At 58.7% G+C, this 24,084-nt stretch carries 25 protein-coding genes; 13 read left to right on the forward strand and 12 right to left on the reverse strand.

All coding sequences use genetic code 11. The features are described 5' to 3' along the window. Positions 1-31: 31 nt before the first annotated feature. Entirely contained in the window at positions 32-1,207 is a 1,176-nt protein-coding gene (alr, locus tag HWX89_RS00440; protein ID WP_138795719.1) for an alanine racemase, read from the reverse strand. A gap of 168 nt (positions 1,208-1,375) precedes the next feature. Here alr and HWX89_RS00445 point away from each other — a divergent pair, with 168 nt between their 5' ends. The 3 genes from HWX89_RS00445 to HWX89_RS00455 all read left to right on the forward strand — a co-directional run bounded on the left by HWX89_RS00445 (position 1,376) and on the right by HWX89_RS00455 (position 3,327). After that, positions 1,376-2,233, forward strand: coding sequence for an AraC family transcriptional regulator (locus HWX89_RS00445; RefSeq protein WP_178340569.1), 858 nt, complete (start codon positions 1,376-1,378; stop codon positions 2,231-2,233). A gap of 90 nt (positions 2,234-2,323) precedes the next feature. After that, a complete protein-coding gene (locus HWX89_RS00450; RefSeq protein WP_138795718.1) occupies positions 2,324-3,028 on the forward strand; it encodes an AzlC family ABC transporter permease in 705 nt (234 codons plus the stop codon). Continuing rightward, positions 3,025-3,327, forward strand: a complete 303-nt coding sequence (locus HWX89_RS00455; protein WP_138795717.1) for an AzlD family protein — start codon at positions 3,025-3,027, stop codon at positions 3,325-3,327. The genes HWX89_RS00450 and HWX89_RS00455 overlap by 4 nt, the downstream gene beginning before the upstream one ends. Before the next feature lie 68 nt (positions 3,328-3,395). On the opposite strand, the gene HWX89_RS00460 is transcribed toward HWX89_RS00455, so the two are convergent. Then, complete coding sequence (locus HWX89_RS00460) at positions 3,396-4,892, reverse strand: replicative DNA helicase (protein WP_138795716.1); 1,497 nt, start codon at positions 4,890-4,892, stop codon at positions 3,396-3,398. Between the two features lie 314 nt (positions 4,893-5,206). Here HWX89_RS00460 and HWX89_RS00465 point away from each other — a divergent pair, with 314 nt between their 5' ends. Genes HWX89_RS00465 through HWX89_RS00475 form a run of 3 tightly spaced genes read left to right on the forward strand, consistent with a single transcriptional unit; the run spans position 5,207 to position 8,443 of the window. Continuing rightward, positions 5,207-5,662 carry a MarR family winged helix-turn-helix transcriptional regulator gene (locus tag HWX89_RS00465; protein WP_138795715.1) on the forward strand — a complete coding sequence of 152 codons (456 nt, stop codon included), beginning with the start codon at positions 5,207-5,209 and terminating at the stop codon, positions 5,660-5,662. Beyond that, the gene (locus HWX89_RS00470) at positions 5,659-7,356 is read left to right on the forward strand and encodes an MFS transporter (protein ID WP_178340570.1); all 1,698 of its coding nucleotides are present in this window, start codon (positions 5,659-5,661) and stop codon (positions 7,354-7,356) included. The genes HWX89_RS00465 and HWX89_RS00470 overlap by 4 nt, the downstream gene beginning before the upstream one ends. Before the next feature lie 19 nt (positions 7,357-7,375). After that, entirely contained in the window at positions 7,376-8,443 is a 1,068-nt protein-coding gene (locus HWX89_RS00475) for an HlyD family secretion protein (protein ID WP_138795714.1), read from the forward strand. A gap of 85 nt (positions 8,444-8,528) precedes the next feature. Here the strand turns inward: HWX89_RS00475 and rplI are convergent, their stop codons facing one another. The 6 genes from rplI to HWX89_RS00505 form a co-directional block, all read right to left on the reverse strand. Next, on the reverse strand, positions 8,529-9,104 hold the full coding sequence (gene rplI, locus HWX89_RS00480) for a 50S ribosomal protein L9 (RefSeq protein WP_138795713.1): 576 nt from the start codon (positions 9,102-9,104) through the stop codon (positions 8,529-8,531). 20 nt (positions 9,105-9,124) lie between these two features. Beyond that, a complete protein-coding gene (locus HWX89_RS00485) occupies positions 9,125-10,099 on the reverse strand; it encodes a YybS family protein (protein ID WP_138795712.1) in 975 nt (324 codons plus the stop codon). A gap of 143 nt (positions 10,100-10,242) precedes the next feature. After that, complete coding sequence (rpsR, locus tag HWX89_RS00490) at positions 10,243-10,491, reverse strand: 30S ribosomal protein S18 (protein WP_099057306.1); 249 nt, start codon at positions 10,489-10,491, stop codon at positions 10,243-10,245. Between the two features lie 16 nt (positions 10,492-10,507). Beyond that, positions 10,508-10,936 (reverse strand): 30S ribosomal protein S6, encoded by a 429-nt coding sequence (gene rpsF, locus HWX89_RS00495; RefSeq protein WP_138795711.1) that lies wholly within the window; start codon positions 10,934-10,936, stop codon positions 10,508-10,510. 281 nt (positions 10,937-11,217) lie between these two features. After that, entirely contained in the window at positions 11,218-11,970 is a 753-nt protein-coding gene (locus HWX89_RS00500; protein ID WP_138795710.1) for an alpha/beta fold hydrolase, read from the reverse strand. A 120-nt stretch (positions 11,971-12,090) separates the two neighbouring features. Further along, positions 12,091-13,134 carry an aldo/keto reductase gene (locus HWX89_RS00505; protein WP_138795709.1) on the reverse strand — a complete coding sequence of 348 codons (1,044 nt, stop codon included), beginning with the start codon at positions 13,132-13,134 and terminating at the stop codon, positions 12,091-12,093. A 211-nt stretch (positions 13,135-13,345) separates the two neighbouring features. Here HWX89_RS00505 and fabD point away from each other — a divergent pair, with 211 nt between their 5' ends. The 7 genes from fabD (at position 13,346) to gmk (ending at position 20,303) form a co-directional block, all read left to right on the forward strand. After that, positions 13,346-14,290: an ACP S-malonyltransferase gene (gene fabD / locus HWX89_RS00510; protein ID WP_138795708.1), complete on the forward strand. Its 945-nt coding sequence runs from the start codon at positions 13,346-13,348 to the stop codon at positions 14,288-14,290. Between the two features lie 36 nt (positions 14,291-14,326). Continuing rightward, a complete protein-coding gene (fabG, locus tag HWX89_RS00515) occupies positions 14,327-15,064 on the forward strand; it encodes a 3-oxoacyl-[acyl-carrier-protein] reductase (RefSeq protein ID WP_138795707.1) in 738 nt (245 codons plus the stop codon). 374 nt (positions 15,065-15,438) lie between these two features. After that, positions 15,439-15,675, forward strand: a complete 237-nt coding sequence (locus HWX89_RS00520) for an acyl carrier protein (protein ID WP_003502080.1) — start codon at positions 15,439-15,441, stop codon at positions 15,673-15,675. Between the two features lie 245 nt (positions 15,676-15,920). Continuing rightward, positions 15,921-17,183 (forward strand): beta-ketoacyl-ACP synthase II, encoded by a 1,263-nt coding sequence (fabF, locus tag HWX89_RS00525; RefSeq protein ID WP_138795706.1) that lies wholly within the window; start codon positions 15,921-15,923, stop codon positions 17,181-17,183. 281 nt (positions 17,184-17,464) lie between these two features. Then, a complete protein-coding gene (gene mltG / locus HWX89_RS00530) occupies positions 17,465-18,685 on the forward strand; it encodes an endolytic transglycosylase MltG (protein ID WP_138795705.1) in 1,221 nt (406 codons plus the stop codon). A gap of 64 nt (positions 18,686-18,749) precedes the next feature. After that, positions 18,750-19,637: a YicC/YloC family endoribonuclease gene (locus tag HWX89_RS00535; protein WP_138795704.1), complete on the forward strand. Its 888-nt coding sequence runs from the start codon at positions 18,750-18,752 to the stop codon at positions 19,635-19,637. A gap of 3 nt (positions 19,638-19,640) precedes the next feature. Then, positions 19,641-20,303 (forward strand): guanylate kinase, encoded by a 663-nt coding sequence (gmk, locus tag HWX89_RS00540; protein WP_138795703.1) that lies wholly within the window; start codon positions 19,641-19,643, stop codon positions 20,301-20,303. Between the two features lie 28 nt (positions 20,304-20,331). Here the strand turns inward: gmk and HWX89_RS00545 are convergent, their stop codons facing one another. Genes HWX89_RS00545 through HWX89_RS00560 form a run of 4 tightly spaced genes read right to left on the reverse strand, consistent with a single transcriptional unit; the run spans position 20,332 to position 23,809 of the window. After that, the gene (locus HWX89_RS00545) at positions 20,332-20,946 is read right to left on the reverse strand and encodes an alpha/beta hydrolase (protein ID WP_138795702.1); all 615 of its coding nucleotides are present in this window, start codon (positions 20,944-20,946) and stop codon (positions 20,332-20,334) included. A gap of 44 nt (positions 20,947-20,990) precedes the next feature. Then, the gene (rsmA, locus tag HWX89_RS00550; RefSeq protein ID WP_138795701.1) at positions 20,991-21,821 is read right to left on the reverse strand and encodes a 16S rRNA (adenine(1518)-N(6)/adenine(1519)-N(6))-dimethyltransferase RsmA; all 831 of its coding nucleotides are present in this window, start codon (positions 21,819-21,821) and stop codon (positions 20,991-20,993) included. Beyond that, the gene (gene pdxA, locus HWX89_RS00555) at positions 21,821-22,843 is read right to left on the reverse strand and encodes a 4-hydroxythreonine-4-phosphate dehydrogenase PdxA (RefSeq protein WP_138795700.1); all 1,023 of its coding nucleotides are present in this window, start codon (positions 22,841-22,843) and stop codon (positions 21,821-21,823) included. Before pdxA ends, rsmA begins: the two co-directional genes overlap by 1 nt. A gap of 18 nt (positions 22,844-22,861) precedes the next feature. Then, complete coding sequence (locus HWX89_RS00560) at positions 22,862-23,809, reverse strand: SurA N-terminal domain-containing protein (RefSeq protein WP_138795699.1); 948 nt, start codon at positions 23,807-23,809, stop codon at positions 22,862-22,864. Positions 23,810-24,084 lie beyond the last annotated feature (275 nt).

Genomic DNA, 24,084 nt, shown 5'->3' on the forward strand with positions numbered 1-24,084 from the left:
AATTTGCAAGCCTGCGCTGTCATGGACAGCGTCAGTCCTCGTCAACCAGATATTGCCGTTCATAACGCAATCCGAGCCCGGTCAGCAGTTCGTAGCCGATCGTCCCGGCGGCATGTGCGACCTCGTCGACAGGCACGTTCGGGCCGAAAAGCTCGATATAGTCGCCCGCGCGCACAGCATTCTCGGGAATGTCGGTCACATCGAAGATGGTGAGGTCCATCGTCACACGTCCGGCCACCGGCGCCTTGTGGCCATTGATGACGCCATAGGCGCCACCATGGCCCATTTTACGCAGCGGAATCCCTGAGCCGGAAAGCGAACGCTGATAACCGTCCGCATAGCCGACCGAGGCAATCGCAAGACGGCTGGCGCGCTTCAGCAGGAAAGTGCCGCCATAGCTGACTGTCTGGCCTTCGCCCGCTTCGCGGATCTGGATGATGCGCGCTTCGGCTTTCGCGACCGGGCGCATTGGATTTTTGACGCCGTTGACGGCTTCGCCACCGTAGACGGCAATGCCGGGGCGGGTGAGATCGAAGTGATAGTCCGGCCCGAGAAAGATACCGGCCGATGCGGAGAGGCTTGATTCGATACCTTCGAAAGCGGCGCTAACCTGCCGGAATGATTCGAGCTGCACCTTGTTCATCGGCGCGGAAGGGGTATCGCCACAGGCGAGGTGGGACAGCACCAGAACCGGATCGAAACTGGCCGGACGTGTCACATCGCTGGCGAGAGACAGCGCATCGTCAAGCGGCAGGCCAAGCCGGTTGAAACCGGTATCGATATGCAGGGCGCAAGGGTGTTCGCCGCGTTCCGCAACAGTTCCCATCCAGAAGGAAAGCTGCTCTTCAGACGCGATGACGGGCACGAGATCATTGTCGAAAACCTGGCGTTCCTGGCCCGGCCAGATACCTGACAGCACGAAGATGCGGGCCTCCGGCGTGTATGAGCGCAGCGTTGCGCCTTCGGCGACCGTTGCCACGAAGAAGTCGCGTGCACCGGCGTGGTATAGCGTTGAACCGCAATCCTCGATGCCGAGGCCGTAAGCGTCAGCCTTGACGACGGCTGCCGTGCGCGCCTTGCCGGACCGCCTTTTCATGTCGCGCCAGTTATCCGCCAGCGCGCCGAGATCGATGGTCAGCCTCAGCGGCGCATAGTCGAATGCGTCGGTATCCGTGTCGGTAAAGGTCGTGTCGAGCTCGTCTGTCATGCCATGCGTCCGGGTTGGTTGGAACCGGCGCGACCCTACAGCATCAGCCCGGAAATCGGAATCGATTTTCGAAGGGCGCGTTACATGGATTCAATGGGATAGGGAGCCCGCTGGAGCCCCAGCACTTTTGTTCAAGACGGTGGCGGGCGATTGGAGTAAAACCCGTACATGGACAATGTCTCGCAGGAACAGGCCATCGATGTCATGCCGCTCGCTGCGGCGGAAACCACGCGCTTTTGGCGCGATGGTCGATTCGACGATATGGAATGCCTGAGCGCGACATTTCTGACACACGAATATTCGCCGCATGCACATGAGACCTTTTCAATCGGTGCCATCGAAAGCGGCTCGCAGATTTCCACCATTCAAGGCACGACCGAGCAGACGGGGCCGGGGCACCTTTACCTGATCAACCCCGGTGAAATCCACGATGGCGCTCCCGGTGGTGGAGGTTATCGCTATCGAATGATCTATCCGGATATGGGGCTGTTGCGGGCTGTACTGGAAGACGTCACCGGCAGAGCTTTTCACGGGACGCCCTATTTCCCCAGCTTCCTGCCTTATGACCCGCAGATGGCGGCGGCTTTTCAGGTTGCGCATCGCCGCCTGGAAAGACGCTCCGGCGCGCTGGAGGCGGATGAGGGCATGTTCTCGGTGCTGGCTGAGCTCTTTCGCAGACATGGCGGTGCCATGATCCTGCCCGTGGAAACACGTGAACGGACGGCGGTTTACCGAGCGCGGGACTATCTTGCCGACAATTATGAAACCGATATTGGCCTTGAGGAACTGGCAGCGGTCGCCGGTCTCAGCCGAGCGCATCTCATTCGGGCATTCCGCAAGCAGTTTTACATCACGCCTCATGCCTTTCTCACGGATATTCGTGTTCGAAAGGCGAGGAAGCTGCTGCGGGGCAGGGAGAGCCTCGCAGATGTCGCTGCGCTTTGCGGGTTTGCCGACCAGGCGCATTTTACCCGCCATTTCAAGGCGCGCACTGGTGTGACACCTGGGCAGTTCCGCGCTGCCTGAAGGTTGGTCCCAGCGGCCACCCATGTCACTTTCGTTCAATACGCGGCCGGTTTGGAGGAATAGAGGCAATCTCCTGAAAGGGAGGACGCCATGTCTGACAAAAAGAAAACCGGAGAATTTGGCGACGGGCTGAAAGCTGCTGCTCCCTTGCTGGTTGCCATGGTGCCGATTGGCGCGGTGTTCGGTGCGGTTGCCGTTTCGAAAGGTTTGTCTCCGCTGGAAGCGTCGCTAATGTCGCTGCTGGTTTTCGCCGGTGGTTCGCAATTCGTGGCGATGGATCTGTGGACGCATCCCGCCAACTGGACGGCACTTGGTTTTGCCGCCTTGCTCGTCAATCTGCGGCATGTGCTGATGAGCGCTTCGATTGCCGGAAAACTGGAGGAATTCACCGGCTTGCGAAAATACGCTGCCATGCTGGTTCTGACCGATGAATCCTGGGCGCTTGCCGAATTCCGGGTCATGGCGCGCCGCTTGACGCCCGCCTTTTTCGCCGGCGCGGCCCTGTCGATCTACCTGGTCTGGAATATGTCGACCCTGGCGGGCGCCTTGTTGGGCGCTGTTGTTGGCGACATGTCGGTTATCGGTCTGGATTTCGCCTTTCCGGCCGTCTTCATCGTGTTGCTGATGGGCTTCTGGAAGGGAAGGGAGACCGGCCTGGTTTTGCTTGCCAGCGCAACGGCGGCCTTCGTGACGCATAAATATGTTCCAGGCGCATGGTATATTGCAGCCGGTGCTCTGGCTGGGTTGGCAGCGGCGGCTTTCGCGTGTCCGCAGGACGCGGAGCAACCCGCATGACACTTGACTGGAACACGCTCCTGACGATCCTCGCCATGATGGTGGCAACAGTTGCGACCCGCTTTGGCGGCCTCATCCTCGTCAGTTACATGGAGCTGACGCCGCGCATGAAAAAGGCGCTGGGTGCCGTTCCACCCGCCGTGTTGATGGCCGTTGTCACACCGACAGCGCTGACAAGCGGTGTCGCCGAAACCATCGCCTGCGCCGTAACAGCCATCGCCGCATTGCGCCTGTCATTGCTGCCAGCAGCCTGTGCCGGGGTGGTCACGGTGGCGATACTGCGCGGAATCGGATTGTAAGCGAAACCCACCAAGCCCTTGAAAAGATTCCGCCCCGCACTTCTGGAAAGGCGGGGCGGTTTTTGGGATCAATGTTCTTCGTACTGACTGAAGGATGGGTCGGCCAGATCGGTGAAGCGGGTGAATTCCGACTGGAACGCCAGCTTCACGGTGCCGGTAGGTCCGTGACGCTGCTTGGCGATGATGACGTCGGCCGTGCCCTTCACCTTGTCGAACAGGGCTTCCCATTCCGCGTATTTCGGATCGGCCGGATCGCGTGGCTCCATGTTCTTGACGTAATATTCCTCACGGAACACGAACAGCACCACGTCGGCGTCCTGCTCGATCGAGCCGGATTCGCGAAGGTCGGAAAGCTGAGGACGTTTGTCTTCACGGCTTTCCACCGCACGGGAGAGCTGTGACAGGGCAATGATCGGAACGTTCAGTTCCTTGCCCAGCGCCTTCAGACCCGTGGTGATCTGGGTGATTTCCTGCACGCGGTTTTCGCCGCTCTTGCCGGAGCCGGTCATAAGCTGAACGTAGTCGACCACCAGAACGTCAAGGCCGCGCTGACGCTTGAGACGACGCGCGCGGGCCGAAAGCTGGGCGATGGAAATACCACCGGTCTGGTCGATATAGAGCGGCACCTTCTGCATCATCTGGCTGCAGGCAACCAGCTTTTCGAAGTCGGCCTCGGTAATGTCACCACGACGGATTTTCGAAGACGACACTTCCGTCTGCTCGGAAATGATACGCGTGGCGAGCTGTTCGGACGACATTTCGAGCGAGTAGAAGCCGACGACGCCGCCATTCTTGGCCTTGAACGAACCGTCCGGCTGTACCTCCTGCTCGTATGCCGCAGCAATATTGTAGGCAATGTTGGTCGCAAGCGAGGTCTTACCCATACCCGGACGACCTGCGAGAACGATCAAGTCCGAGCGCTGCAGGCCACCCATGCGGCCATCAAGCGAATGAATACCGGTCGAAATGCCTGATAGATTGCCATCGCGCTCGAAGGCGGCGCCGGCCATGTCGATTGCCAGCGCAACTGCGTCGTTGAACGACTGGAAGCCGCCGTCGTAACGGCCGGTTTCGGCAAGTTCGAACAGACGGCGTTCGGTGTCTTCGATCTGTGCCTGCGGCGGCATGTCGAGCGGCGCGTCATAGGCGATATTGACCACGTCTTCGCCGATCTGGATCAGCGCGCGGCGTAGTGCCAGATCGTAGATCGCCCGGCCATAGTCTTCGGCGTTGATGATCGACACGGCTTCTGCGGCGAGGCGGGCGAGATATTGCGCCACCGTCATGTCGCCGATCCTGTCTTCCGCAGGCAGGAAGGTCTTGATCGTCACCGGGTTGGCGGTCTTGCCCATGCGGATGATGTCGCCGGCAACTTCAAAAATCTTGCGGTGCAGAGGCTCGTAAAGATGGACCGGCTTCAGGAAGTCCGAGACACGATAATAGGCATCGTTGTTGACGAGGATCGCGCCAAGCAGCGCCTGTTCGGCTTCGATGTTGTTCGGAGCTTCGCGATAATGCGCTTCCGCGGTTTGCGCGGGGGTGATCTTCCTTGCAGCGTCGTTCATGGTCTTGCGCGATCTCCCTGTGCATTGCGTCTTCAAACTGTGGGTTTGGCGTCAGAGGGCGTGGCAGTCAATGACAATGTTGCAACATTGCGCGCCCGTCACGTGCCTGCTTGTCGAACCGCAATCACATCTTCAGTTGTCCCCAATAATCCACAGGCAGGGCAGGGACATCGTGCCGGTACCCGGCGGCGTCTGATTCGAGTATCATGTTTTTATCGCATAGCTGCCCCCTCAGGAAAAATTCTTGAAAATCGTCAGCTTTCAAAATAAATAGGGACAAAATAGATAGCTTACTAATTATAAGGTTAACTTAGATGTCGCGTGAAACCGACAAGGAACAGCTTCTCGATGAGGTTTCGGCCTTTACCCGAAAGCTGCGCGCATTTTTCGATGCGAGGGTCGCCGAAAGCGGTCTGACGCTGGCGCGCGCTCGTGCGCTTTTTGCACTGTCGCGGCGTGGGCCATTGACCCAGACCGAACTTGCCGAGGAAATGGAAATCGAAACGCCGACCCTCGTGCGGGTTCTCGACGGCATGGAGAAACAAAATCTCATCGAACGGCGGTCTGACGCGAATGATCGTCGGGCGAAGCGGATTCACATGACGCCGGATGGAAAACAGACCTCGGAAGCGGTTCAGGGTCTGGCAAAGGAGCTGCGGGCAGAAATTGTCGCCGATATTTCGACTGACGATCTGCGTCTCGCGCTCGATGTGATGCGCAGGCTCTCTGCCAATCTGCAGAGCCTTGCGGTGGAAAGGGCAAAGCCGTGAGCAATACCCTGCCTCAAACCCTTGCCGCCGACGAAACGCCAGAGCCGGAAAAGGCTCTCGACGTTGTCGAGCAACCGGCGCCTGCGCCTGCCCAGCCGCCACAGCCGGTAGAACGCCCGCTCTGGATGCGGTTGAGCTACATTTTCGGTGGCCTGCTGTTTTTCATCACGCAGGGCATGGGCATGAACCTCGTCATGGCCAATATCTATCAGTTGCAGGGAGAGTTTTCCGGCACTGTGGCAGAAGTGGCCTGGCTTTCGGCTGCCTATATGGCGCCCTATGCGACCTTCTCGATCGCGCTCTTCAAGGTCAGGGCGCAATATGGCCTTCGGCCATTTGCCGAGGTCAGCATCCTGCTGTTTGTCGTGGTGTCCTGTCTTAACCTGTTTGTCACGGACCTGCATTCGGCCATCGTCGTTCGCTTTGTCAGCGGCATGGCGGCAGCACCGCTTTCGTCGCTCGGCTTCCTTTATATTCTCGAGGCATTTCCGCCTTCGAAGAAGTTCTCGCTCGGCTTCAGTATCGCGCTCACAGGCACGCTTCTGTCTGCGCCGCTGGCAAGACTGGTCTCGCCGTCGCTGTTGCAGATCGATGGCTGGAACGCACTTTATTCGCTCGAAATCGGCCTTGCATTGATCTCGCTCGCGTTGATCTATGTTCTGAAGGTTACACCACCGCCAAGCGCCAAGGTGATCGAGCGCATGGACATCCTGAGCTACCTGCTGTTTGCGGGCGGTCTGGGCTGTCTTGCCGTGTTCCTCACACTCGGCCGGTTTTACTGGTGGTTCGAGACATGGTGGCTCGGTGTGCTGCTTGCCGTCGCGATTGCCCTGCTGACGGTGCTGGCCTTCGTCGAGCTGCCGCGCAAGAACCCGCTTCTCGATCTGCGCTGGATCTTTTCGAAAACCAACATGCATGTCATGGGTGTGCTGCTCGTCTACCGCGCCGTGTCTTCGGAACAGTCCTCAACAGCAGTCAGTTTCTACCAGCAGCTTGGCCTGCTCAATGATCAGACGACAACGCTCTACGCGCTTGTTCTTCTGGCGACCGTGCTTGGCGGTGCCGCCTGCGCGTGGTTGATGTTGACGAAATATGTCGAAACGGCCCATGTGATTGCGCTCGCTCTCATTGCTACAGGTTCATTCATGGACAGCCAGTCCACCAACCTGACGCGGCCGGAACAGATGTATCTCAGCCAGATGATGATCGCGTTCGGTGCGGCGATGTTCCTGCCGCCGGTCATGGCGAAAGGTTTCGCCGGGGCATTGGCGAAGGGTGTGCCGTATCTGGTGAATTTCATCACCATCTTCCTGTTCACGCAGATCACCGGTTCGATGTTGATGACCGGCCTGCTTGGCAGTTTCGTCACCCTGCGTGAAAAATTCCATTCCAACGTCCTGGTCGAAAACATCCTCCTGACCAATCCGATGGTCACGCAACGCGTCTCGCAACTCTCCAGTGCCTACAGTCACGTTATCTCCGACCCGGTCTTGCTGAACGCAGAAGGGCTGGCTCTTCTCAGTCAGCAGGTCACCAAGGAAGCTTACGTGCTCGCTTACAACGATACTTTCCTGCTGATCTCAGTCGTTTCGGCGCTGGCATTGGCAACGCTTCTCATTCACCACGCATGGCTGCGCATCCGCCCGCTTATTGTTCGGGACAACGTTGATGCCGTGCCGGCACAACAGTCATGAACGTCCAAGAGTAACAAAAATGCTGAAGAAGATTTTTACCCCGGTTTCTATTCTTGTCCTACTTGGTGGCATCGCGGGCGTCGCGCTCGTGCTCTACGCATGGCGGTTGCCACCGTTCCAGTCTGCCGTCGAAATGACCGACAACGCTTTCGTGCGCGGTTATGTCACCACCATGAGCCCGCAGGTCAGCGGTTATGTCGTCAACGTGCCGGTCAAGGACTATCAGGAGGTCAAGCAAGGTGCGCTGCTGGTCAAAATAGATGACCGTATCTATTCCCAGAAGCTTGCACAGGCCGAATCGACACTCGACACGCACAAGGCCGCGCTCGACAATTCCCGTCAGCAGGAAAACGCCGCCAACGCCAATATCGCGTCCAGCAAGGCAGCGGTTGAAAGCGCCGAGGCATCGTTGAAACAGGCGCAGCTCGCGTCCGACCGTCAGGACAACCTCATCAGAAGCGGGGCTGGTACCTCCAGCTCGCAGGAAGAGGCGCATGCCGCTCTGGAAAAGGCGCGTGCTTCGGTCTCTCAGGCCAAGGCAGCCCTTGAGGTTTCGCAGCAGGATCTGCAGACGATCATCGTCAACCGTGGCTCGTTGCAGGCCGCTGTCGCCAATGCTGAGGCTGCGGTCGAGCTGGCCAGGATCGACCTGCAGAATACCGAAATCCACGCGCCGCGCGACGGCAAGCTTGGCGAAGTCGGCGTCCGCGTCGGGCAATATGTGACCGCCGGCACGCAATTGATGGCCGTCGTCCCGCACGAGGTCTGGATCATCGCCAACTTCAAGGAAACCCAGTTGAGCGGCATGCAGGCCGGCCAGCCTGTGACGATTGCCGTCGATGCCCTGCATCGCAGAAAGCTCACCGGCCATATCGAGCGCTTTTCGCCCGCGACCGGCTCCGAATTCTCGGTCATCAAGCCGGACAATGCGACCGGAAACTTCGTGAAGATCGCGCAGCGGGTCGGCGTTCGTATCGCCATCGATCCTGATCAGCCTCTGGCTGCGGAATTGACGCCCGGCATGTCAGTGGTCGTCCATGTGGACAAGAGCCAGGAGCCGGACCAGGCCAGGCTCGCCGCGAACTGAATGCCGTTCAAACCTCTGCCAGACAAAGAAAAACCCCGGATGTTGCCATCCGGGGTTCTTTTTTGAGCCGTTGGGGGCTCTGAAATTATGCGTCGTCGCCTTCGAATTCTGCATCCGGATCAAAGAAGTCTTCCGGGCGCAGAGCGTCTTCGTCAACGCCGTAGATGGCGTCAGCGGAGGTGAGGCTTTCGCCCTTTGCCTGACGCTCAGCTTCTTCAGCCGAACGAGCAACGTTCAGCTCGACCTGCAGCTCGACTTCAGCATGCAGGTGCAGCGTTACGTTGTGCAGACCAATGGTCTTGATCGGCGTGTTGAGCTCAACCTGGTTGCGGCCAACGTTGAAGCCTTCTGCAGCGAGGATTTCAACAACGTCACGAGCAGCGACAGAACCGTAGAGCTGGCCGGTTTCGCCAGCCGAACGGACGACGATGAAGGACTTGCCTGCGAGAGCTTCGGCAACCTTCTGGGCTTCCGACTTGCGCTCAAGGTTACGAGCTTCGAGCGTTGCACGCTCGGTCTCGAAACGGGTCTTGTTGGCTGCGTTGGCGCGCAGTGCCTTGCCCTGCGGCAGCAGGAAGTTACGTGCGTAGCCGTCGCGAACCTTTACGGTTTCGCCCATCTGGCCGAGCTTGTTGATGCGTTCGAGAAGAATAACGTCCATCTTCTTGATCCTTTCTAGTTTCAGGTGTTGGTTTCGTTCGTATTGTCAGTTTTCCGCGTCGGCGTGAGGGAGATCGTGCTGCGCACGTCGCTCAAACCGAGCACGAGAATGATGAGAAGCGGAAAGACGAAGATTGCCGACAGGTAAGCGAGTACCAGTACGGGGATGCGCCAGTCCTTGCCGCGCGCCCGCTTGTGCAGCGAGGCATATCCGGACATCAGGAAACCTGCGCCGAAGGTGCCGCAGACAACCGCGCCGATCATGGCGGGAACACCGCCCACAAATGTCGCGACAATGCCTGCGAGGAAAATGAAAACCGCATTGCGGTGCATGCGAAGTGCCGACGGAACGTCTTCACGAGGGCGAAGACCCTTGCCGAAGGAACCGACCACGCGGGTGGCCAGATAATAGGCTGTAAACAGCAGCAGAACCCAAAGGCCGCCCTGCACGATCGGCAACATCAGCACGAGCAGTGACTTGCTCTGCGCCAGCGCTGCGGCATCAGGCTCAAACAGTGGCTCGCGGCTCTGAACAGACGTCATCATCATATCGACCAGGCGCGAAACGAGGTCGGGGCCATAACCGATCGTCCAGCCGAGAATGACGACGGCAATCGAGATGAGAAGGCAAAGATGCAGCAGGATGCCGGAAAGCGGATACCAGGCGAGCAAATCCTGCGGGCCGCCGATTTCGGAGGCCGGGCGTGCGAGGTTCGCAAGGTGAGACACCCAGCCTGCCGGGATCAGCGTAAAGATCGCGATCGTCACGGCAAACAGCGGCGACATGACAACAGCGCCGATGGCGGCCGTGGTCACGATGGCCACGATGGCGGCCATGTTGCCCCATCCCATGCCTGCAATCAGGATCGGCATGGCGGAAGCAGCATAGAGCAGGAAAGAAAGCGACGACTGTGCGGTTGCGCCCAGCGTCAGAAACGCGGCGCATATGCCGGCTAGGATGCCGGTGGTCAGCACTGTCTGGTTCAACTTTTGCACTTCGCTGTCCTGCTGGAAATTAAGCAGTTAGAGGACCGTTCCGGTGGAGCGTTGTCCCCAACATGGGTTTTATGTCTGTCTCGATCCGCGCCCAACGCGGAAGGAGAAACGAGGCCGCGTCGAAACGCAGCCTCGCAAAGTCATTATGCTACGACGTAAGGCAGCAGGCCGAGGAAGCGTGCACGCTTGATCGCCTGAGCGAGTTCGCGCTGCTTCTTCTGGGAAACGGCGGTGATGCGCGAAGGAACGATCTTGCCGCGCTCAGAAATGTAGCGCTGCAGAAGACGTACGTCCTTGTAGTCGATCTTCGGAGCGTTTGCGCCGGAGAAAGGGCACGTCTTGCGACGGCGGTGGAACGGGCGGCGTGCCGGGGAAGAGGATGCGTCAGCCATTGGTCAAATCTCCTTCTTATGCACGGTCTTCGCGCGGACGGCGCGGACGGTCGTCGCGGGAAAAGCCTTCGCGCGGGCCACGGTCCGGACGGTCACCGTCACGGCGCGGACGGTCGTCACGATCGCGCTTTTGCATCATCGCGGACGGGCCTTCTTCGTGGGCTTCAACAGCGATGGTCATGTAACGAAGAACGTCTTCGTTGATGCGCATCTGACGCTCAACTTCATGGATAGCAGCCGCCGGAGCGTCGATGTCCATCAGGGCGTAGTGAGCCTTGCGGTTCTTCTTGATGCGGTAGGTGAGGGACTTCAGACCCCAGTTTTCGACGCGTCCGACTTTACCGCCGAACGATTCGATAACGCCCTTGTACTGTTCTACAAGTGCGTCGACCTGCTGAGCAGAAATATCCTGCCGAGCAAGGAAGATGTGTTCGTAAAGAGCCATTTAAGCTTGCCTTTCTTGCGTTTTGTCCTTCACCCGGCAACGGCGCTAAGCCTCAACGACTGCTCTTGGCCGGCATATGCCGAAAGCAAGAAAAGCGTTGTTCGAGACGGTCGAGAGCGGAGACACGGGAGGCCGGAAAAACCTTATGGTTCCTGCTGTTCCGTTACCGAAACCAGCCCTCCGTTCAGCCACCAGCCATAAGACCGGGTGTCGTGAACAGCGCGCTTATACGCATTTTTGCCGGGAATGCAAGGGAAAGTCTGGCTTTCTCGCCATTTCGCTCATGCGCAGGAAAGGCAGTTGAGAATTGTGGACGCGAACAATGCCGGATTTTCCGCCATCATCAGGTGTCCGGTGCGGGGAATGTTGACGCGCATCCTGCAAAGATCGTTTGCCCAGTCTGCGACATCCCAACCGGAGGCGGAACGGGCGCCGGCAACCAGATAGACCGGAAGGCCGCTTCCCATCGTCGCGCGCAGGCCGGACAGATAGTCGTCGTGCCCCGTCGCCGCAACAACAGCCCTTGCCTGCGCCTTGATCGTCGTGGCTGGCTGATTGGCCAGCCATCCCTTTGCAAGCGACAATGTCCAGTCATTGACCGGGACGCCCGCCTTGGCGATCCATTGAGCCGGGTCCGCCTCGTACTCTCTTATGATCTCTGCCACTTCTGCATCGGGCTTTTGGGCGATCTGTCCCGACCAGAAGGCGTCCTTCAGCGTGAAATTGCCTTCGACGCTTGTAAACGAGGCGATCATATCTGGATAATGTCGGCAAACCAGCGCCGAAACCGCGCCGCCGACTGAATGCCCGACAAGATGAACCTTTTGACGGCCGATATTGTGGATATGACTGGCGACGTGGTCGGCCTGATCGCGCAAGGTCAAATTTTCGATGGGCTCATTGCGGTATCGGCCGTAACCGATCAGGTCAGGCGTATGTACGTCGATACCGTCAAACGGCGCCAGTATCTCCGGATCGTTGAGATTGCCGAAGAGGCCGTGAACCAGGACGACCGGTTCTGAAATACTGGGCATCGTTTTTGAAATCCTCGGTTTTATCTTGATTGCGTCGGACAGGGGGTAAGGGTCTGAGCGTCTATAATGAAAAATGCCCCGCAACTGCGGGGCATGAAATTCTTTGTCCGATGTCTGGGGTCAGATCGGCATTGGATACTGCCGATGAATTTCGGCAATGCCTTTCAGAACGTCGTCGGAAAGTTTGACATCTGCTGCTGCGATATCGGTCTTCAGTTGGTCGACTGTCGTTGCGCCGATGATCACGGAAGCCATGAACGGGCGGGTCAGGCAGAAGGCGATGGCGAGCTGTGCCGGATCGATGCCGTGCTTGGCAGCGAGATCGATGTAGGCCTTCACCGGCGCTTCCTGCAGCGGTTGCAGACGGCCGCCGAGATCGCGATTGATCGTGCCACGCGAACCGGCCGGGCGCGCACCGTTCTGATATTTGCCGGTCAGAAGGCCAGCCGCCAGAGGCGAGTAGGCGAGAAGGCCGACATTCTCGTGATGAGCCACTTCGGACAGGTCGAGATCGAAGCTGCGGTAGAGCAGATTGTACTCGTTCTGAATGGTTGCGACACGCGGCAGACCGGCGGCCTCGGCGATATCGATGTACTTCTGCGTGCCCCAGGCGCTTTCATTCGAAAGGCCGATTGCGCGGATTTTGCCGGCCTTGACCAGTTCGCCAAGAGTTTCCAGCTTTTCGGTGATCTCGGCGAGCGTCCGTTCTGTAGCCTGACCGCTGGCATCGAAACCCCATACGCCGCGGAAATGGTAGGTGCCGCGATTCGGCCAGTGAATCTGGTAGAGGTCGATATAATCTGTCTTCAGTCGCGTTAGGCTTGTGTCGACCGCCTCGCGAATGGCACTGGCATCGATATCACGCCCGCCACGAATATAATCACGGCCGGAGCCTGCGACCTTGGTGGCAAGAATGACGTCCTTGCGTTTGCCGGTCTTTTCGAACCACGTGCCGATATAGTCTTCCGTGCGGCCCTGCGTTTCGGCTGACACCGGTGTGGTGGGATAAAGTTCGGCCGTATCGAAGAAGTTGACGCCGTTTTCCAGGGCGTAATCCATCTGCTGATGGGCTTCGGCTTCCGTGTTCTGGGTGCCCCACGTCATCGTGCCAAGGCAGATTTCGGACACGGAGATATCCGTGCGGCCCAATGTTCTATGTCTCATGGAAATGTCCTGATGCTTGGAAGGTGGCATGAAATTAGTCTGGAAATGCCGCAGTGCAAGAAAAAATATGCTGCATTGAAAACGTGAAATTGGACGGCAAAACCCCGTGGCTTGGCCCATCCACAGGCTTCAAGCCTTGACTTCATGGGCCGGAATGTGAATGGAAGTCCCGATAATATAAGGGAAGGCCAGAAAAGAAGGACCACATCCCATGGGTACTGCATTCACATTTCCAGGTCAGGGAAGCCAGGCCGTCGGCATGGGCAAGGAACTTGCCGATACGTTCGTAGAAGCACGCGCTGTCTTCGAAGAAGTCGATGAAGCGCTCGGCCAGAAGCTGTCCGATATCATGTGGAACGGACCGGAAGAAACGTTGACGCTGACCGCCAATGCGCAGCCTGCGCTGATGGCCGTTTCGATGGCTGTGATGCTCGTGCTGGAAGCGCGCGGTTTCAAGCTGACCGATTCCGTTTCCTATGTCGCCGGCCACTCGCTTGGTGAATATTCGGCACTTTGCGCTGCCGGCACGTTCTCGATCGCCGACACCGCCCGCCTGCTCCGCATTCGCGGCAACGCCATGCAGGCTGCCGTGCCTGTTGGTGAAGGTGCGATGGCGGCTATCATCGGCCTTGAGCATGACGTCGTTTCCGCAATCTGCGAAGAGGCGAAAAGCCTCGGCGTCTGCCAGATCGCCAATGACAACGGCGGCGGGCAGCTCGTGATTTCCGGTGGCAAGGCTGCCGTTGAAAAGGCGGCCGCCATTGCCTCTGAAAAGGGTGCGAAGCGCGCCATCATGTTGCCGGTTTCCGCGCCCTTCCATTCCGCGCTGATGAGCCCTGCGGCAGATGCGATGCGTGAAGCGCTTGCACAGGTGGAAAAGAAGAACCCGATCGTGCCCGTCATCGCCAACGTGCGCGCGGCGCCTGTCTCCGATGCCAATGAAATCGCTGCACTGCTGGTGGAGCAGGTCACCGGTCAGGTTCGCTGGCGCGAGACGGTGGAGTGGTTTGCCGCCAACAACATCACGCAACTTTATGAGATCGGCTCCGGCAAGGTCCTGACAGGGCTTGCGCGCCGCATCGACAAGACGGTGAATGGCGTCGCCGTCAACAATGCTGCCGATATCGATCAGCTCCTGGCGACCCTCGCAGGCTGAAGGCCGCGGTCGCCCCGTTTAAAGAAGGAACATTCCATGTTTGATTTGACCGGCCGCAAGGCTCTCGTCACAGGCGCAACCGGCGGCATCGGCGAAGAAATCGCCCGCATGCTGCACGCGCAGGGCGCAACCGTCGGCCTGCACGGCACGCGCGTCGAAAAGCTTGAGGCACTCGCCGCTGAGCTTGGCGATCGCGTCAAGATTTTCCCGGCAAACCTGGCGGACCGCGCCGAGGTTAAGGCGCTGGGTGAAAAGGCCGAGGCCGAGCTGGAAGGCGTCGACATCCTCGTCAACAACGCCGGCATTACCAAGGATGGCCTTTTCGTTCGTATGAGCGACGAAGACTGGGACAACGTCATTGAAGTCAATCTGACGGCGATGTTCCGCCTGACGCGCGAACTGACGCATCCGATGATGCGCCGCCGTTTCGGCCGCATCATCAATATCACCTCAATCGTTGGCGTGACCGGCAACCCCGGCCAGGCAAACTACTGCGCGTCGAAGGCCGGCATGATCGGCTTCTCCAAGTCGCTGGCGCAGGAAATTGCAACCCGTAACGTTACCGTCAATTGCGTGGCTCCGGGCTTCATCGAAAGTGCCATGACCGGCAAGCTGAACGACAAGCAGAAAGAAGCCATCATGGGTGCCATTCCCATGAAGCGCATGGGAACCGGTGCGGAAATCGCTTCCGCCGTGCTTTATCTCGCATCCAACGAAGCGGGTTACATGACAGGCCAGACGCTGCATGTGAACGGCGGCATGGCGATGATCTGATGTGATGCCCCTTCCGTTGCGGAAAGGGTCTCGCGTCTTTTGAAATCTTGCTGGCGCCTGGGTCGAACCAGGCATTTTCCTGGCGCCTGCAAGTGTCTACCCGCTCTGGTTTCAGGCGAAAGAGCCTGTGATACGCTGTGCTTAGCGCGTTTTCAGGCTTTTCGACCGATTGAAACCATGTTAAGCGGGCCAAGACTGTGAACAGTCGTCCCGGAGAGACAGTAAGCCGTTGCGAATTTTTGCAACGATGTCTAGCTTGGACCGGGTTTAACGGGTTTGCCCGCGGTGCCGGATTTGAACGGTGCTTGAGGGCTTCTGACAGGGCAGGGTGCCGCAAGGCATTCCCTTTTAAAATAAAGGTCGAGGAAACCGACATGAGCGATATCGCAGAACGCGTAAAGAAAATTGTAATTGATCATCTTGGCGTTGACGCCGACAAAGTTGTTGAAGGCGCAAGCTTCATCGACGATCTGGGCGCTGACTCGCTCGACACCGTTGAACTGGTTATGGCTTTCGAAGAAGAGTTCGGCGTTGAAATCCCTGACGACGCTGCCGACTCGATCCTGACCGTTGGCGACGCCGTAAAGTTCATCGAAAAGGCACAGGCCTGATCGACCGTACTCGGGGAGGTTATTCAACCTCCCGTTCTGGCCCGGCTTGTCCGGGCCAATATTTTATAGCGAGAGGCGCACGCAGAGCTGGCGCGTGTCTCCGGCGCGTAGTCCCTTTGGCCGGAAATGGTCCGGCAAAATGGTTTATGCGCATATTCAGAATGTTGTAGTGTCATCTGCAAGTCATCGACGATCAGAGACGCAGCAAGAAAAGACCGATGATTGGATAAGGGCGGAGCGTTGGCATGAGGCGTGTCGTTATCACCGGTACCGGCATGGTATCTCCTCTTGGATGCGGAACGGAAGTGACCTGGGAGCGGCTGCTTGCCGGCCAGAACGGCGCCCGTCTGGTCACGGAATTCGAGGTTGAAGACCTTCCCGCAAAAATCGCCTGCCGTATTCCGCTTGGCGATGGTTCCGATGGCACTTTTAATCCTGATGACTGGATGGAGCCGAAGGAACAGCGCAAGGTCGATCCCTTCATCGTCTACGGTATGGCAGCAGCCGACATGGCGCTGAACGACGCCAATTGGCACCCTGAAACCGACGAAGACCAGATCATGACCGGCGTCCTGATCGGCTCCGGTATCGGCGGTCTCGAAGGTATCGTCGAAGCCGGTTACACGCTGCGAGACAAGGGTCCGCGTCGCGTTTCGCCTTTCTTCATTCCCGGCCGCCTCATCAATCTGGTGTCTGGTCAGGTGTCCATCCGCCACAAGCTGCGCGGACCGAACCATGCCGTCGTAACAGCCTGCTCGACCGGTGCGCATGCCATTGGCGACGCCGCGCGCCTGATTGCCCTCGGTGATGCTGACGTCATGGTTGCCGGTGGCGCCGAATCGCCGGTCTGCCGTATTGCGCTTGCCGGTTTTGCTGCCTGCAAGGCGCTCTCCACACAGCACAACGATGACCCGCAGAAGGCATCGCGTCCCTATGACCGTGACCGCGACGGTTTCGTCATGGGCGAGGGTGCCGGTATCGTGGTTCTCGAGGAGCTCGAACACGCCAAGGCACGCGGCGCGAAGATCTACGCAGAAGTTGTCGGTTACGGCCTGTCTGGCGATGCGTACCACATCACCGCGCCGTCCGAAGACGGTGAGGGCGCTTATCGCTGCATGTCCATGGCGCTGAAGCGCGCCGGCCTGACGCCCGACGATATCGACTACATCAACGCCCACGGTACATCGACCATGGCCGACACCATCGAACTCGGTGCGGTCGAACGTCTGGTTGGCGATTCTGCGTCGAAGATTTCGATGTCGTCGACCAAGTCGGCTACGGGCCATCTCCTCGGCGCGGCAGGTGCGATCGAAGCAATTTTCGCAACACTTGCGATCCGCGACAACATCGTCCCGCCGACGCTGAACCTCGACAATCCCGATGTCGAGACGAAGATTGATCTCGTGCCGCACAAGGCCCGCAAGCGCGACGTCAACGTTGCCCTGTCGAACTCCTTCGGCTTCGGCGGCACCAACGCGTCGCTCGTTCTGCGTCGCTACGAAGCCTGATTGTCTGACGGCTCTTGCCGTTAAAGACGGAATCGTCGAAAACCGCCTCCGGTCGTTGTGCATCGGAGGCCAAGGATAACGCCTTAGGCGAGGCAACTTTTCCGCTTCGCAAAACTTATGTCAGTTTGCGTTATCTGCCGTATAGGGAACGAGTTTTCGTAAAACCGTGCGGAAAACCGCCACCGATGCTTTGATGTGGTGCAGGATGGCATCCCGAACCTGTTTTTGCCGCATTGCCTGCGCAAAAAGCGCTGATAATGCCGAACTGAAAAGGACCGCCGGTGAGCGATACGAACCAGAACAGCCAGGGACAATACGGACGCGACGGCGCGGGCGAAGGTAGCCGCGGCCCGATCATTCCGAAGTCTCCGACGGAGGCGCTGCGGCCGGAAAAAGTTCCGGCTCCGCCAAAGCGTTCCCGCAAGGCTCATGGGCAACTGGTGATTTTCCTGAATTTCCTGATGACGCTGGCGGTTGCCGTCTGCGTGCTTGCCGTTGCCGCCTTCTATTACATGATCAACTCCTTCCAGGAGCCCGGTCCGCTGGAAGCCAATACCCATTTCACAGTGCGCAACGGCGCCGGCCTCATCGAGATTGCCAACAATCTGGAGCGCAATGGCGTCATCACCAACGCACGTGTTTTCCGTCTGATGACCGGCAGCTATCTTCAGAAGGAGCAGACGCTGAAGGCGGGCGAATATGAGATCAAGGCTGCCGCCTCGATGAAGGACATCCTGCTGTTGCTGGAGTCCGGCAAGTCGATTCTCTATTCCGTGTCTTTGCCGGAAGGTCTGACGGTCAAGCAGATGTTTGCTCGTCTGGCAGCCGACGAGGTTCTGGACGGAGAGCTTCCCGCCAGCCTGCCGGCGGAAGGCAGCCTTCGCCCCGATACCTACCGTTTCACGCGTGGCACCAAGCGCGAAGAAATCGTCAATCAGATGAGCGTTGCCCAGAACAAGCTGATCGAGATGATCTGGGAGCGCCGCGATCCCGACCTGCCGATCAAGACAGTTGAAGAGTTTGTAACGCTGGCGTCTATTGTCGAGAAGGAAACCGGCAAGGACGACGAGCGCGCCCATGTGGCCTCCGTATTCTACAACCGCCTGAAGAAGGGCATGCGCCTGCAGTCTGACCCGACGATCATCTACGGACTGTTTGGTGGCGACGGCAAACCGTCCGACCGGCCGATCTACCAGTCCGACCTGCAGAAGCAGACGCCGTTCAATACCTATGTCATCAAGGGCCTGCCGCCGTCGCCGATTGCCAATCCAGGCCGTGCCGCACTGGAAGCGGTTGCCAATCCCTGGCGCACGGACGATCTTTATTTCGTCGCCGATGGGACGGGCGGTCATGCTTTTGCCAAGACACTGGAAGAACACAACGCCAATGTCCGCCGTTGGCGCAAGATCGAGGCGGAAAAAGCGGCAGCCGGTGGCAATCCCGACGTTGCCGTAGACGGCCAGCCGGGTGGTTCGGAAGCGGAAAAACCAGCCAACAATTGATGAGTTTTTGCCGGGCCTCGATCAAACGAGGCCCGGTTTGCATGATGCTGTGGGGACTTCAGGAATGACATTGCAATCGATGACCGGCTTCGCACGCAGCGAAGGTGCGTCCGGACGCTATCGCTGGGCATGGGAGCTACGCTCCGTGAATGGCAAGGGCCTGGATTTACGTCTGCGTCTGCCAACGGGTATGGAAGGTCTGGAAGCGGAATTGCGCGAGGTTGCATCCCGCAGCCTGTCGCGCGGCAATATCCAGGCGGGGTTATCGCTGGCAACCGCCGAAAACCGGCTGGAAGCGGTTATCAACCGCGACGCGCTGGATGCTGTGCTGGCGCTTAAGAAGGAGCTCGGCAATGTCGTTGACGACAAGCCGTTGAGTTTCGACACGCTGCTGTCCGTGCGCGGGCTGGTGGACTTCCGCGAGGCGGAAGATGACGCCGAGGCGCAGGCTGCCCGCAATCGCGATGTGCTGGCGGGTTTTGCCGAAGCCGTTCTTAAGCTCAAGGCAATGCGCGAGCGGGAAGGGGAATCGCTCTACGGTATTCTGTCGGGGCATATCGACCGCATCGAGCAGCTTGCGACGGTTATTGAACGCGACCCGTCGCGGCAACCGGAGCAGATTGCCGCGCGCCTTGCCGCGCAGATCGCCCTGATTGGTGACGGGACCCAGGGACTGGACCGTGACCGTTTGCATGCGGAAGCGGCGTTGATTGCAACGAAGGCGGATCTGCGCGAGGAGATCGACCGCCTCTACGCGCATGTTGCAGCCTCGCGTGAGCTTTTGAAGGCTGGTGGCCCGATTGGGCGCAAGCTCGACTTTCTTGCACAGGAATTTAACCGGGAGTCGAATACCATCTGTTCCAAATCGAACGCCAGTGCGGTAACCGCTGCTGGTATCGAGCTGAAAGTGGTGATCGACCAATTCCGCGAACAGGTCCAAAATCTGGAGTAGGCCATGGCCCCGGTGAACAATTCTCCCGTCAAGATTGCCCGCAGAGGGCTGATGCTGGTGATCTCGTCGCCGTCAGGCGCGGGCAAGTCCACGATTGCCAGAAACCTTCTGGACAAGGACAAGAACATCAAGCTGTCCGTCAGCGTGACGACACGTCCACGCCGTCAAAGCGAGATTGAAGGCATCCACTATCATTTCATCTCCAAGCGCGAATTCGAGTTGATGCGTGATGGCGATGCGTTGCTAGAATGGGCCGAAGTGCACGGCAATTTCTACGGCACTCCCAGAGAGCCGGTGGAAGCGGCGATGGCCGAAGGCATGGACATGCTGTTCGACATCGACTGGCAGGGCGCCGAGCAGCTTCAGGACAAGATGAAGAGTGACGTCGTGTCGATTTTCATCCTTCCCCCGACAATGACCGAGCTGCAATCGCGCCTGCATCGCCGAGCTGAAGACACAGAAGCGGTCATTCAGACGCGCCTGGTAAATTCCCGCTCTGAAATCGAGCACTGGCGCGATTACGACTATGTCATTCTCAATGATGACCTGCAGGCTGCTTTCGACGCCGTGGAGGCCATTGTGAAGGCCGAGCGCGTGCGTCGCGACCGTCGCCACGGCATGTTCGACTTCGTGCGCGAATTGCTTGAAGAAGAGCCAAAACTCTAAAGCTGACCTGATTCCCGAATCGGGTTGATTACTGGCACGACAGCCAGTCCTGCGAATGGCGCACATCGGCTGCGTCATCCGCCCAGCCGTGACCACCCGTGAGCGTTTTCAGCGACACCGCGGCCCCCGCCATTGTCAATTGATCTGCAAGGAACGGCGCATCCTCTGGGTGACGTCTGTCGTCCCGCATCCCTGCGAGCAGCAGGACAGGGTATCCATGGAGCGGCGGGAAGGGTTCACCAGAGCGCGGCGACAGCGGTCGCAGCAGAATGGCGCCTCGCGACAGTTCAGGCTTCTGAAATATCGTCTCTGCAGCGATGATCGCGCCGTTCGAGTATCCTGCGACAAACGGTCTTTGTCCGGTTTGGCGAGCCACAAACTCCAGAAAGTCGCAGAGCCTGGCTGCCTGATCTCTCAGGTCTTCGATATCAAGCGTTCTGTCCGGGTGTCGCCTGAAAAACGCAAACCCGTTTTCCCAGGCGACATTTCCTCTCGGTAGAAACAGCTTATTCCCCGGAAAAGCTTCACGACCGTACAGCAGGAGGTCGTCTTCGGTACGTCCCGATCCATGCAGCAAAACGACAGGTGATGCCGTCGAGGAAGAGGCGCCATCGAGCTTGTAGTGAAACGTTTGATTGTCCACTTTCAAACCCTCGTTACATGCCCGAAATGCGGATCGGATAAAGTCTAGAGCGAATTCGCGAGCGTCACGAATTCCTCGACGGAGAGCGTTTCCGCTCGACGCGTCGGGTCGATCCCGGCTTTTTCCAGAAGCGTTTCGCCGCCCAGCGCTTTCACGCTCTGCCGCAGCATCTTGCGGCGCTGACCGAAGGCCGCTTCGGTCACCTTTTCAAGCTTCGCCACGTCGCAGGGCATCGGCTTGTCCTTCGGCAACAGATGCACGACGGTAGAGGTGACCTTTGGCGGCGGGCTGAAGGCTTGCGGCGGCACGTCGAAGGCCATTTCAGCCACTGTCCGCCACCCGGCCAGCACACCGAGGCGCCCGTAGTGGTTGTCGCCTTCTTCCGCCACGATGCGTTGACCGACTTCCTTCTGGAACATCAGCGTCATCGACAGCCAGAACGGAGGCCACGCTTTGGGGAGTAGCCAGTTGACCAGCAATTGCGTGCCAACATTGTAGGGAAGATTGGCGATGATCCTGACCGGCTCCCCGGCCGGAACAAGCGTCTCGAAATCGGTCTTCAGCGCATCGCCCTCGATCACCTCAAGGCGTCCGGGATAATGGGCCTGAATTTCGGCCAGTGCCGGCAGGCATCGGCTATCGCGCTCAACGGCGATGACTTTCTTCGCGCCAAGCGAGAGGATGGCGCGTGTCAGGCCGCCAGGGCCAGGACCAACCTCGATGACCGTGACGCCTTCCAGCGGGCCAGCGGTTCTCGCGATCTTCTGTGTGAGGTTCAGGTCGAAGAGGAAGTTTTGCCCGAGAGATTTCTTCGCATCCAGACCATGGCGCTGGATAACGTCCCTGAGAGGGGGGAGCCCGTCAATGGCCGCCATCAAAGACCAGCCTTGCCGCGACCGGCAATGTCTGCAGCCATCTTCAGCGCTGCCACGAGGCTTGTTTCATTCGCAATACCCTGACCGGCGATGCCGAAAGCGGTGCCGTGATCCGGCGATGTGCGGATGAAAGGCAGGCCGAGCGTGACATTGACGGAATCGTCGAAACCAAGTGCCTTGGCCGGAATGAGTGCCTGGTCGTGATACATGCAGACAGCCACGTCATAACGTTTGCGGGCGGCGTCATGGAACATGGTGTCGGCGGGCAGAGGCCCGAAAGCATCAACGCCCTCCTTGCGAAGCCCCATGACGGCGGGGTGAATAATATCGCGATCTTCGACGCCGATGGCACCGTCCTCGCCCGCGTGCGGGTTGAGACCGGCTATGGCCAGACGCGGTGCGGCAATGCCGAATTTCTGTTTCAGATCCGTATCGATAATACGGCAGGTCTCGACGATGGCTTCTTCCGTCAAAGCGGAAGGAACGTCCTTGACCGGGATGTGGATCGTGACCGGCACAACGCGGACTTTCGGGCCGGCAATCATCATCACCGGCGTTACGGCCTTGCCAGTCATCCGCAATGCAAGGTCGGCGAGGAATTCCGTGTGGCCCGGAAAACCGAAACCTGCCTCGTAGAGCACGGATTTTGCGATGGGATTGGTAACGACTGCGGCAGTCTTGCCTTCGACGGTGAGCGCGACTGCCGTCTCGATGGCTTTGATCGTCGCATGGGCAGCGCCGACATGCGGCTGGCCAGCCTGCACGTCAAAACCGACGGGCAGGGAGAGAACCGGAAAAGCATCGTCGAAACACGCGACCGCGTCTTCAACCTCACAGGTCTTGATCACAATGTCGATGCCGAGCAAGGCGGCACGGCTCGCCACCACATCCGGGTCACCGATATAGATGAACGGCGGCAGACCTGTTTCCCTGCGTTTTGCCCATGCTGTAATTGCGATATCAGGGCCAATACCAGCGGGATCGCCCTGGGTCAGGGCAAGCGGCAGGGAAATCTGTGTCACGGATGGCAGGCTTTCGCGTCAGGTGTTGACGATCTGCGCCTTTTTGCGCAGTTCTTCCATATACTTCGCCTCGTTAGGGTTCTCGCCATCCTTGGCCTTCATCAGGTCTTCAGCTTTGAAGACCAGTTCGGCCGCGTAGTCGTCCGAAACCTGACGCTGCTTGCAGATCGCCAGATATTCAACACCCTTTTCGGTGACGCGTGTACCGGTGGTGCCGCCTTCCTTGGTCTTTTCAACAAGAGCCTTCCAGTCCTCGGGCAGCTCTGGTGCGAGAATGCGGCCGAGATCCTTGATCGCGACGTCGCGCATGGTGGCAGCGAATGTCTTGGCCTGTTCGCAGCCCGGATAGTTCTTGCGCGATGCTTCAGCTTCGCTCTTGCGCTTGCCGGTGATCGATTTGCGCTTGGATTCGGGAATGACGAAAATCACCTGCTGCAGGAAATATTCCGTCGTCACAGGCTTTTCACCACGCTCCTTGAGGCGCGTTACGAGATCCTGCGTCGACATCTTGGCGCGTGCGCCATAACGGGCGTTCACGAGGCGCGGCCAGCTCATCTGCACGGCAATGAAGGACTTGAAGTGGTCGGCACCGACGCCGGCCTGCGACAGGATCTGCGTCAACTGCTGCGGGTTCATCTTGTTGTTGGCGGCGAAACGAGCGAACGCGGCGTCAACGTCATCGGTGCTGACGGACATCTTTACGCGGGCGATCTCTTCACGCTTCAGGGCTTCGTCGACCAGCTGGTCGCGAGCCTTCTGGTTGAGGTTGCCGCTCTGACGCTGCAGTTTCAGGAACGCAACGCGTTTCGAAATATCATCGCTGGTGATGGGGGTCTTGTTGACGACGATTTTCACCGTGCTGTCGGCAAACGCCTGGCTGGTAAGTGGCGAAACAGCCATCGGGACGGCGAAGATCGCAAAGGCCAACGCCGCGCCGCGCAAAGCCGTCTTTCCGAAACTCATCATTTCCTTCTCCCTCTCGTCGGGCAGGCAAGGTTTTCGGCTTGCCCGGCAGTCTGTTCCGTCCGTCCTGCGCGAATACCGCCTCGCGGTTCGTCACTGTCAGACATCGGCTTGTTCATCCGCGCCGCGAATGCGACCCGTATATATCATCGCGATCCGCAAAACGGCAATGCATCGATCTTCCAAATGAAAATCAAAAAAATCGGGATCGACACTGGCGATCTCTTGCGGCGAAAGCGTGGCGGACGAGGCCGCTACGACACGCTGAAGACGAAAAC

Source organism: Rhizobium sp. RM (genome assembly GCF_013390595.1).
Taxonomy (GTDB): Bacteria; Pseudomonadota; Alphaproteobacteria; order Rhizobiales; family Rhizobiaceae; genus Agrobacterium.

Excerpts from the sequence above, each read along its gene's own strand:
- alr (WP_138795719.1), bottom strand. The coding sequence starts at position 1,207 with ATGACAGACGAGCTCGACACGACCTTTACCGACACGGATACCGACGCA.
- HWX89_RS00445 (WP_178340569.1), top strand. The coding sequence starts at position 1,376 with ATGGACAATGTCTCGCAGGAACAGGCCATCGATGTCATGCCGCTCGCT.
- HWX89_RS00450 (WP_138795718.1), top strand. The coding sequence starts at position 2,324 with ATGTCTGACAAAAAGAAAACCGGAGAATTTGGCGACGGGCTGAAAGCT.
- HWX89_RS00455 (WP_138795717.1), top strand. The coding sequence starts at position 3,025 with ATGACACTTGACTGGAACACGCTCCTGACGATCCTCGCCATGATGGTG.
- HWX89_RS00460 (WP_138795716.1), bottom strand. The coding sequence starts at position 4,892 with ATGAACGACGCTGCAAGGAAGATCACCCCCGCGCAAACCGCGGAAGCG.
- HWX89_RS00465 (WP_138795715.1), top strand. The coding sequence starts at position 5,207 with ATGTCGCGTGAAACCGACAAGGAACAGCTTCTCGATGAGGTTTCGGCC.
- HWX89_RS00475 (WP_138795714.1), top strand. The coding sequence starts at position 7,376 with ATGCTGAAGAAGATTTTTACCCCGGTTTCTATTCTTGTCCTACTTGGT.
- rplI (WP_138795713.1), bottom strand. The coding sequence starts at position 9,104 with ATGGACGTTATTCTTCTCGAACGCATCAACAAGCTCGGCCAGATGGGC.
- rpsR (WP_099057306.1), bottom strand. The coding sequence starts at position 10,491 with ATGGCTGACGCATCCTCTTCCCCGGCACGCCGCCCGTTCCACCGCCGT.
- rpsF (WP_138795711.1), bottom strand. The coding sequence starts at position 10,936 with ATGGCTCTTTACGAACACATCTTCCTTGCTCGGCAGGATATTTCTGCT.
- HWX89_RS00500 (WP_138795710.1), bottom strand. The coding sequence starts at position 11,970 with ATGCCCAGTATTTCAGAACCGGTCGTCCTGGTTCACGGCCTCTTCGGC.
- HWX89_RS00505 (WP_138795709.1), bottom strand. The coding sequence starts at position 13,134 with ATGAGACATAGAACATTGGGCCGCACGGATATCTCCGTGTCCGAAATC.
- fabD (WP_138795708.1), top strand. The coding sequence starts at position 13,346 with ATGGGTACTGCATTCACATTTCCAGGTCAGGGAAGCCAGGCCGTCGGC.
- fabG (WP_138795707.1), top strand. The coding sequence starts at position 14,327 with ATGTTTGATTTGACCGGCCGCAAGGCTCTCGTCACAGGCGCAACCGGC.
- HWX89_RS00520 (WP_003502080.1), top strand. The coding sequence starts at position 15,439 with ATGAGCGATATCGCAGAACGCGTAAAGAAAATTGTAATTGATCATCTT.
- fabF (WP_138795706.1), top strand. The coding sequence starts at position 15,921 with ATGAGGCGTGTCGTTATCACCGGTACCGGCATGGTATCTCCTCTTGGA.
- HWX89_RS00535 (WP_138795704.1), top strand. The coding sequence starts at position 18,750 with ATGACATTGCAATCGATGACCGGCTTCGCACGCAGCGAAGGTGCGTCC.
- gmk (WP_138795703.1), top strand. The coding sequence starts at position 19,641 with ATGGCCCCGGTGAACAATTCTCCCGTCAAGATTGCCCGCAGAGGGCTG.
- rsmA (WP_138795701.1), bottom strand. The coding sequence starts at position 21,821 with ATGGCGGCCATTGACGGGCTCCCCCCTCTCAGGGACGTTATCCAGCGC.
- HWX89_RS00560 (WP_138795699.1), bottom strand. The coding sequence starts at position 23,809 with ATGATGAGTTTCGGAAAGACGGCTTTGCGCGGCGCGGCGTTGGCCTTT.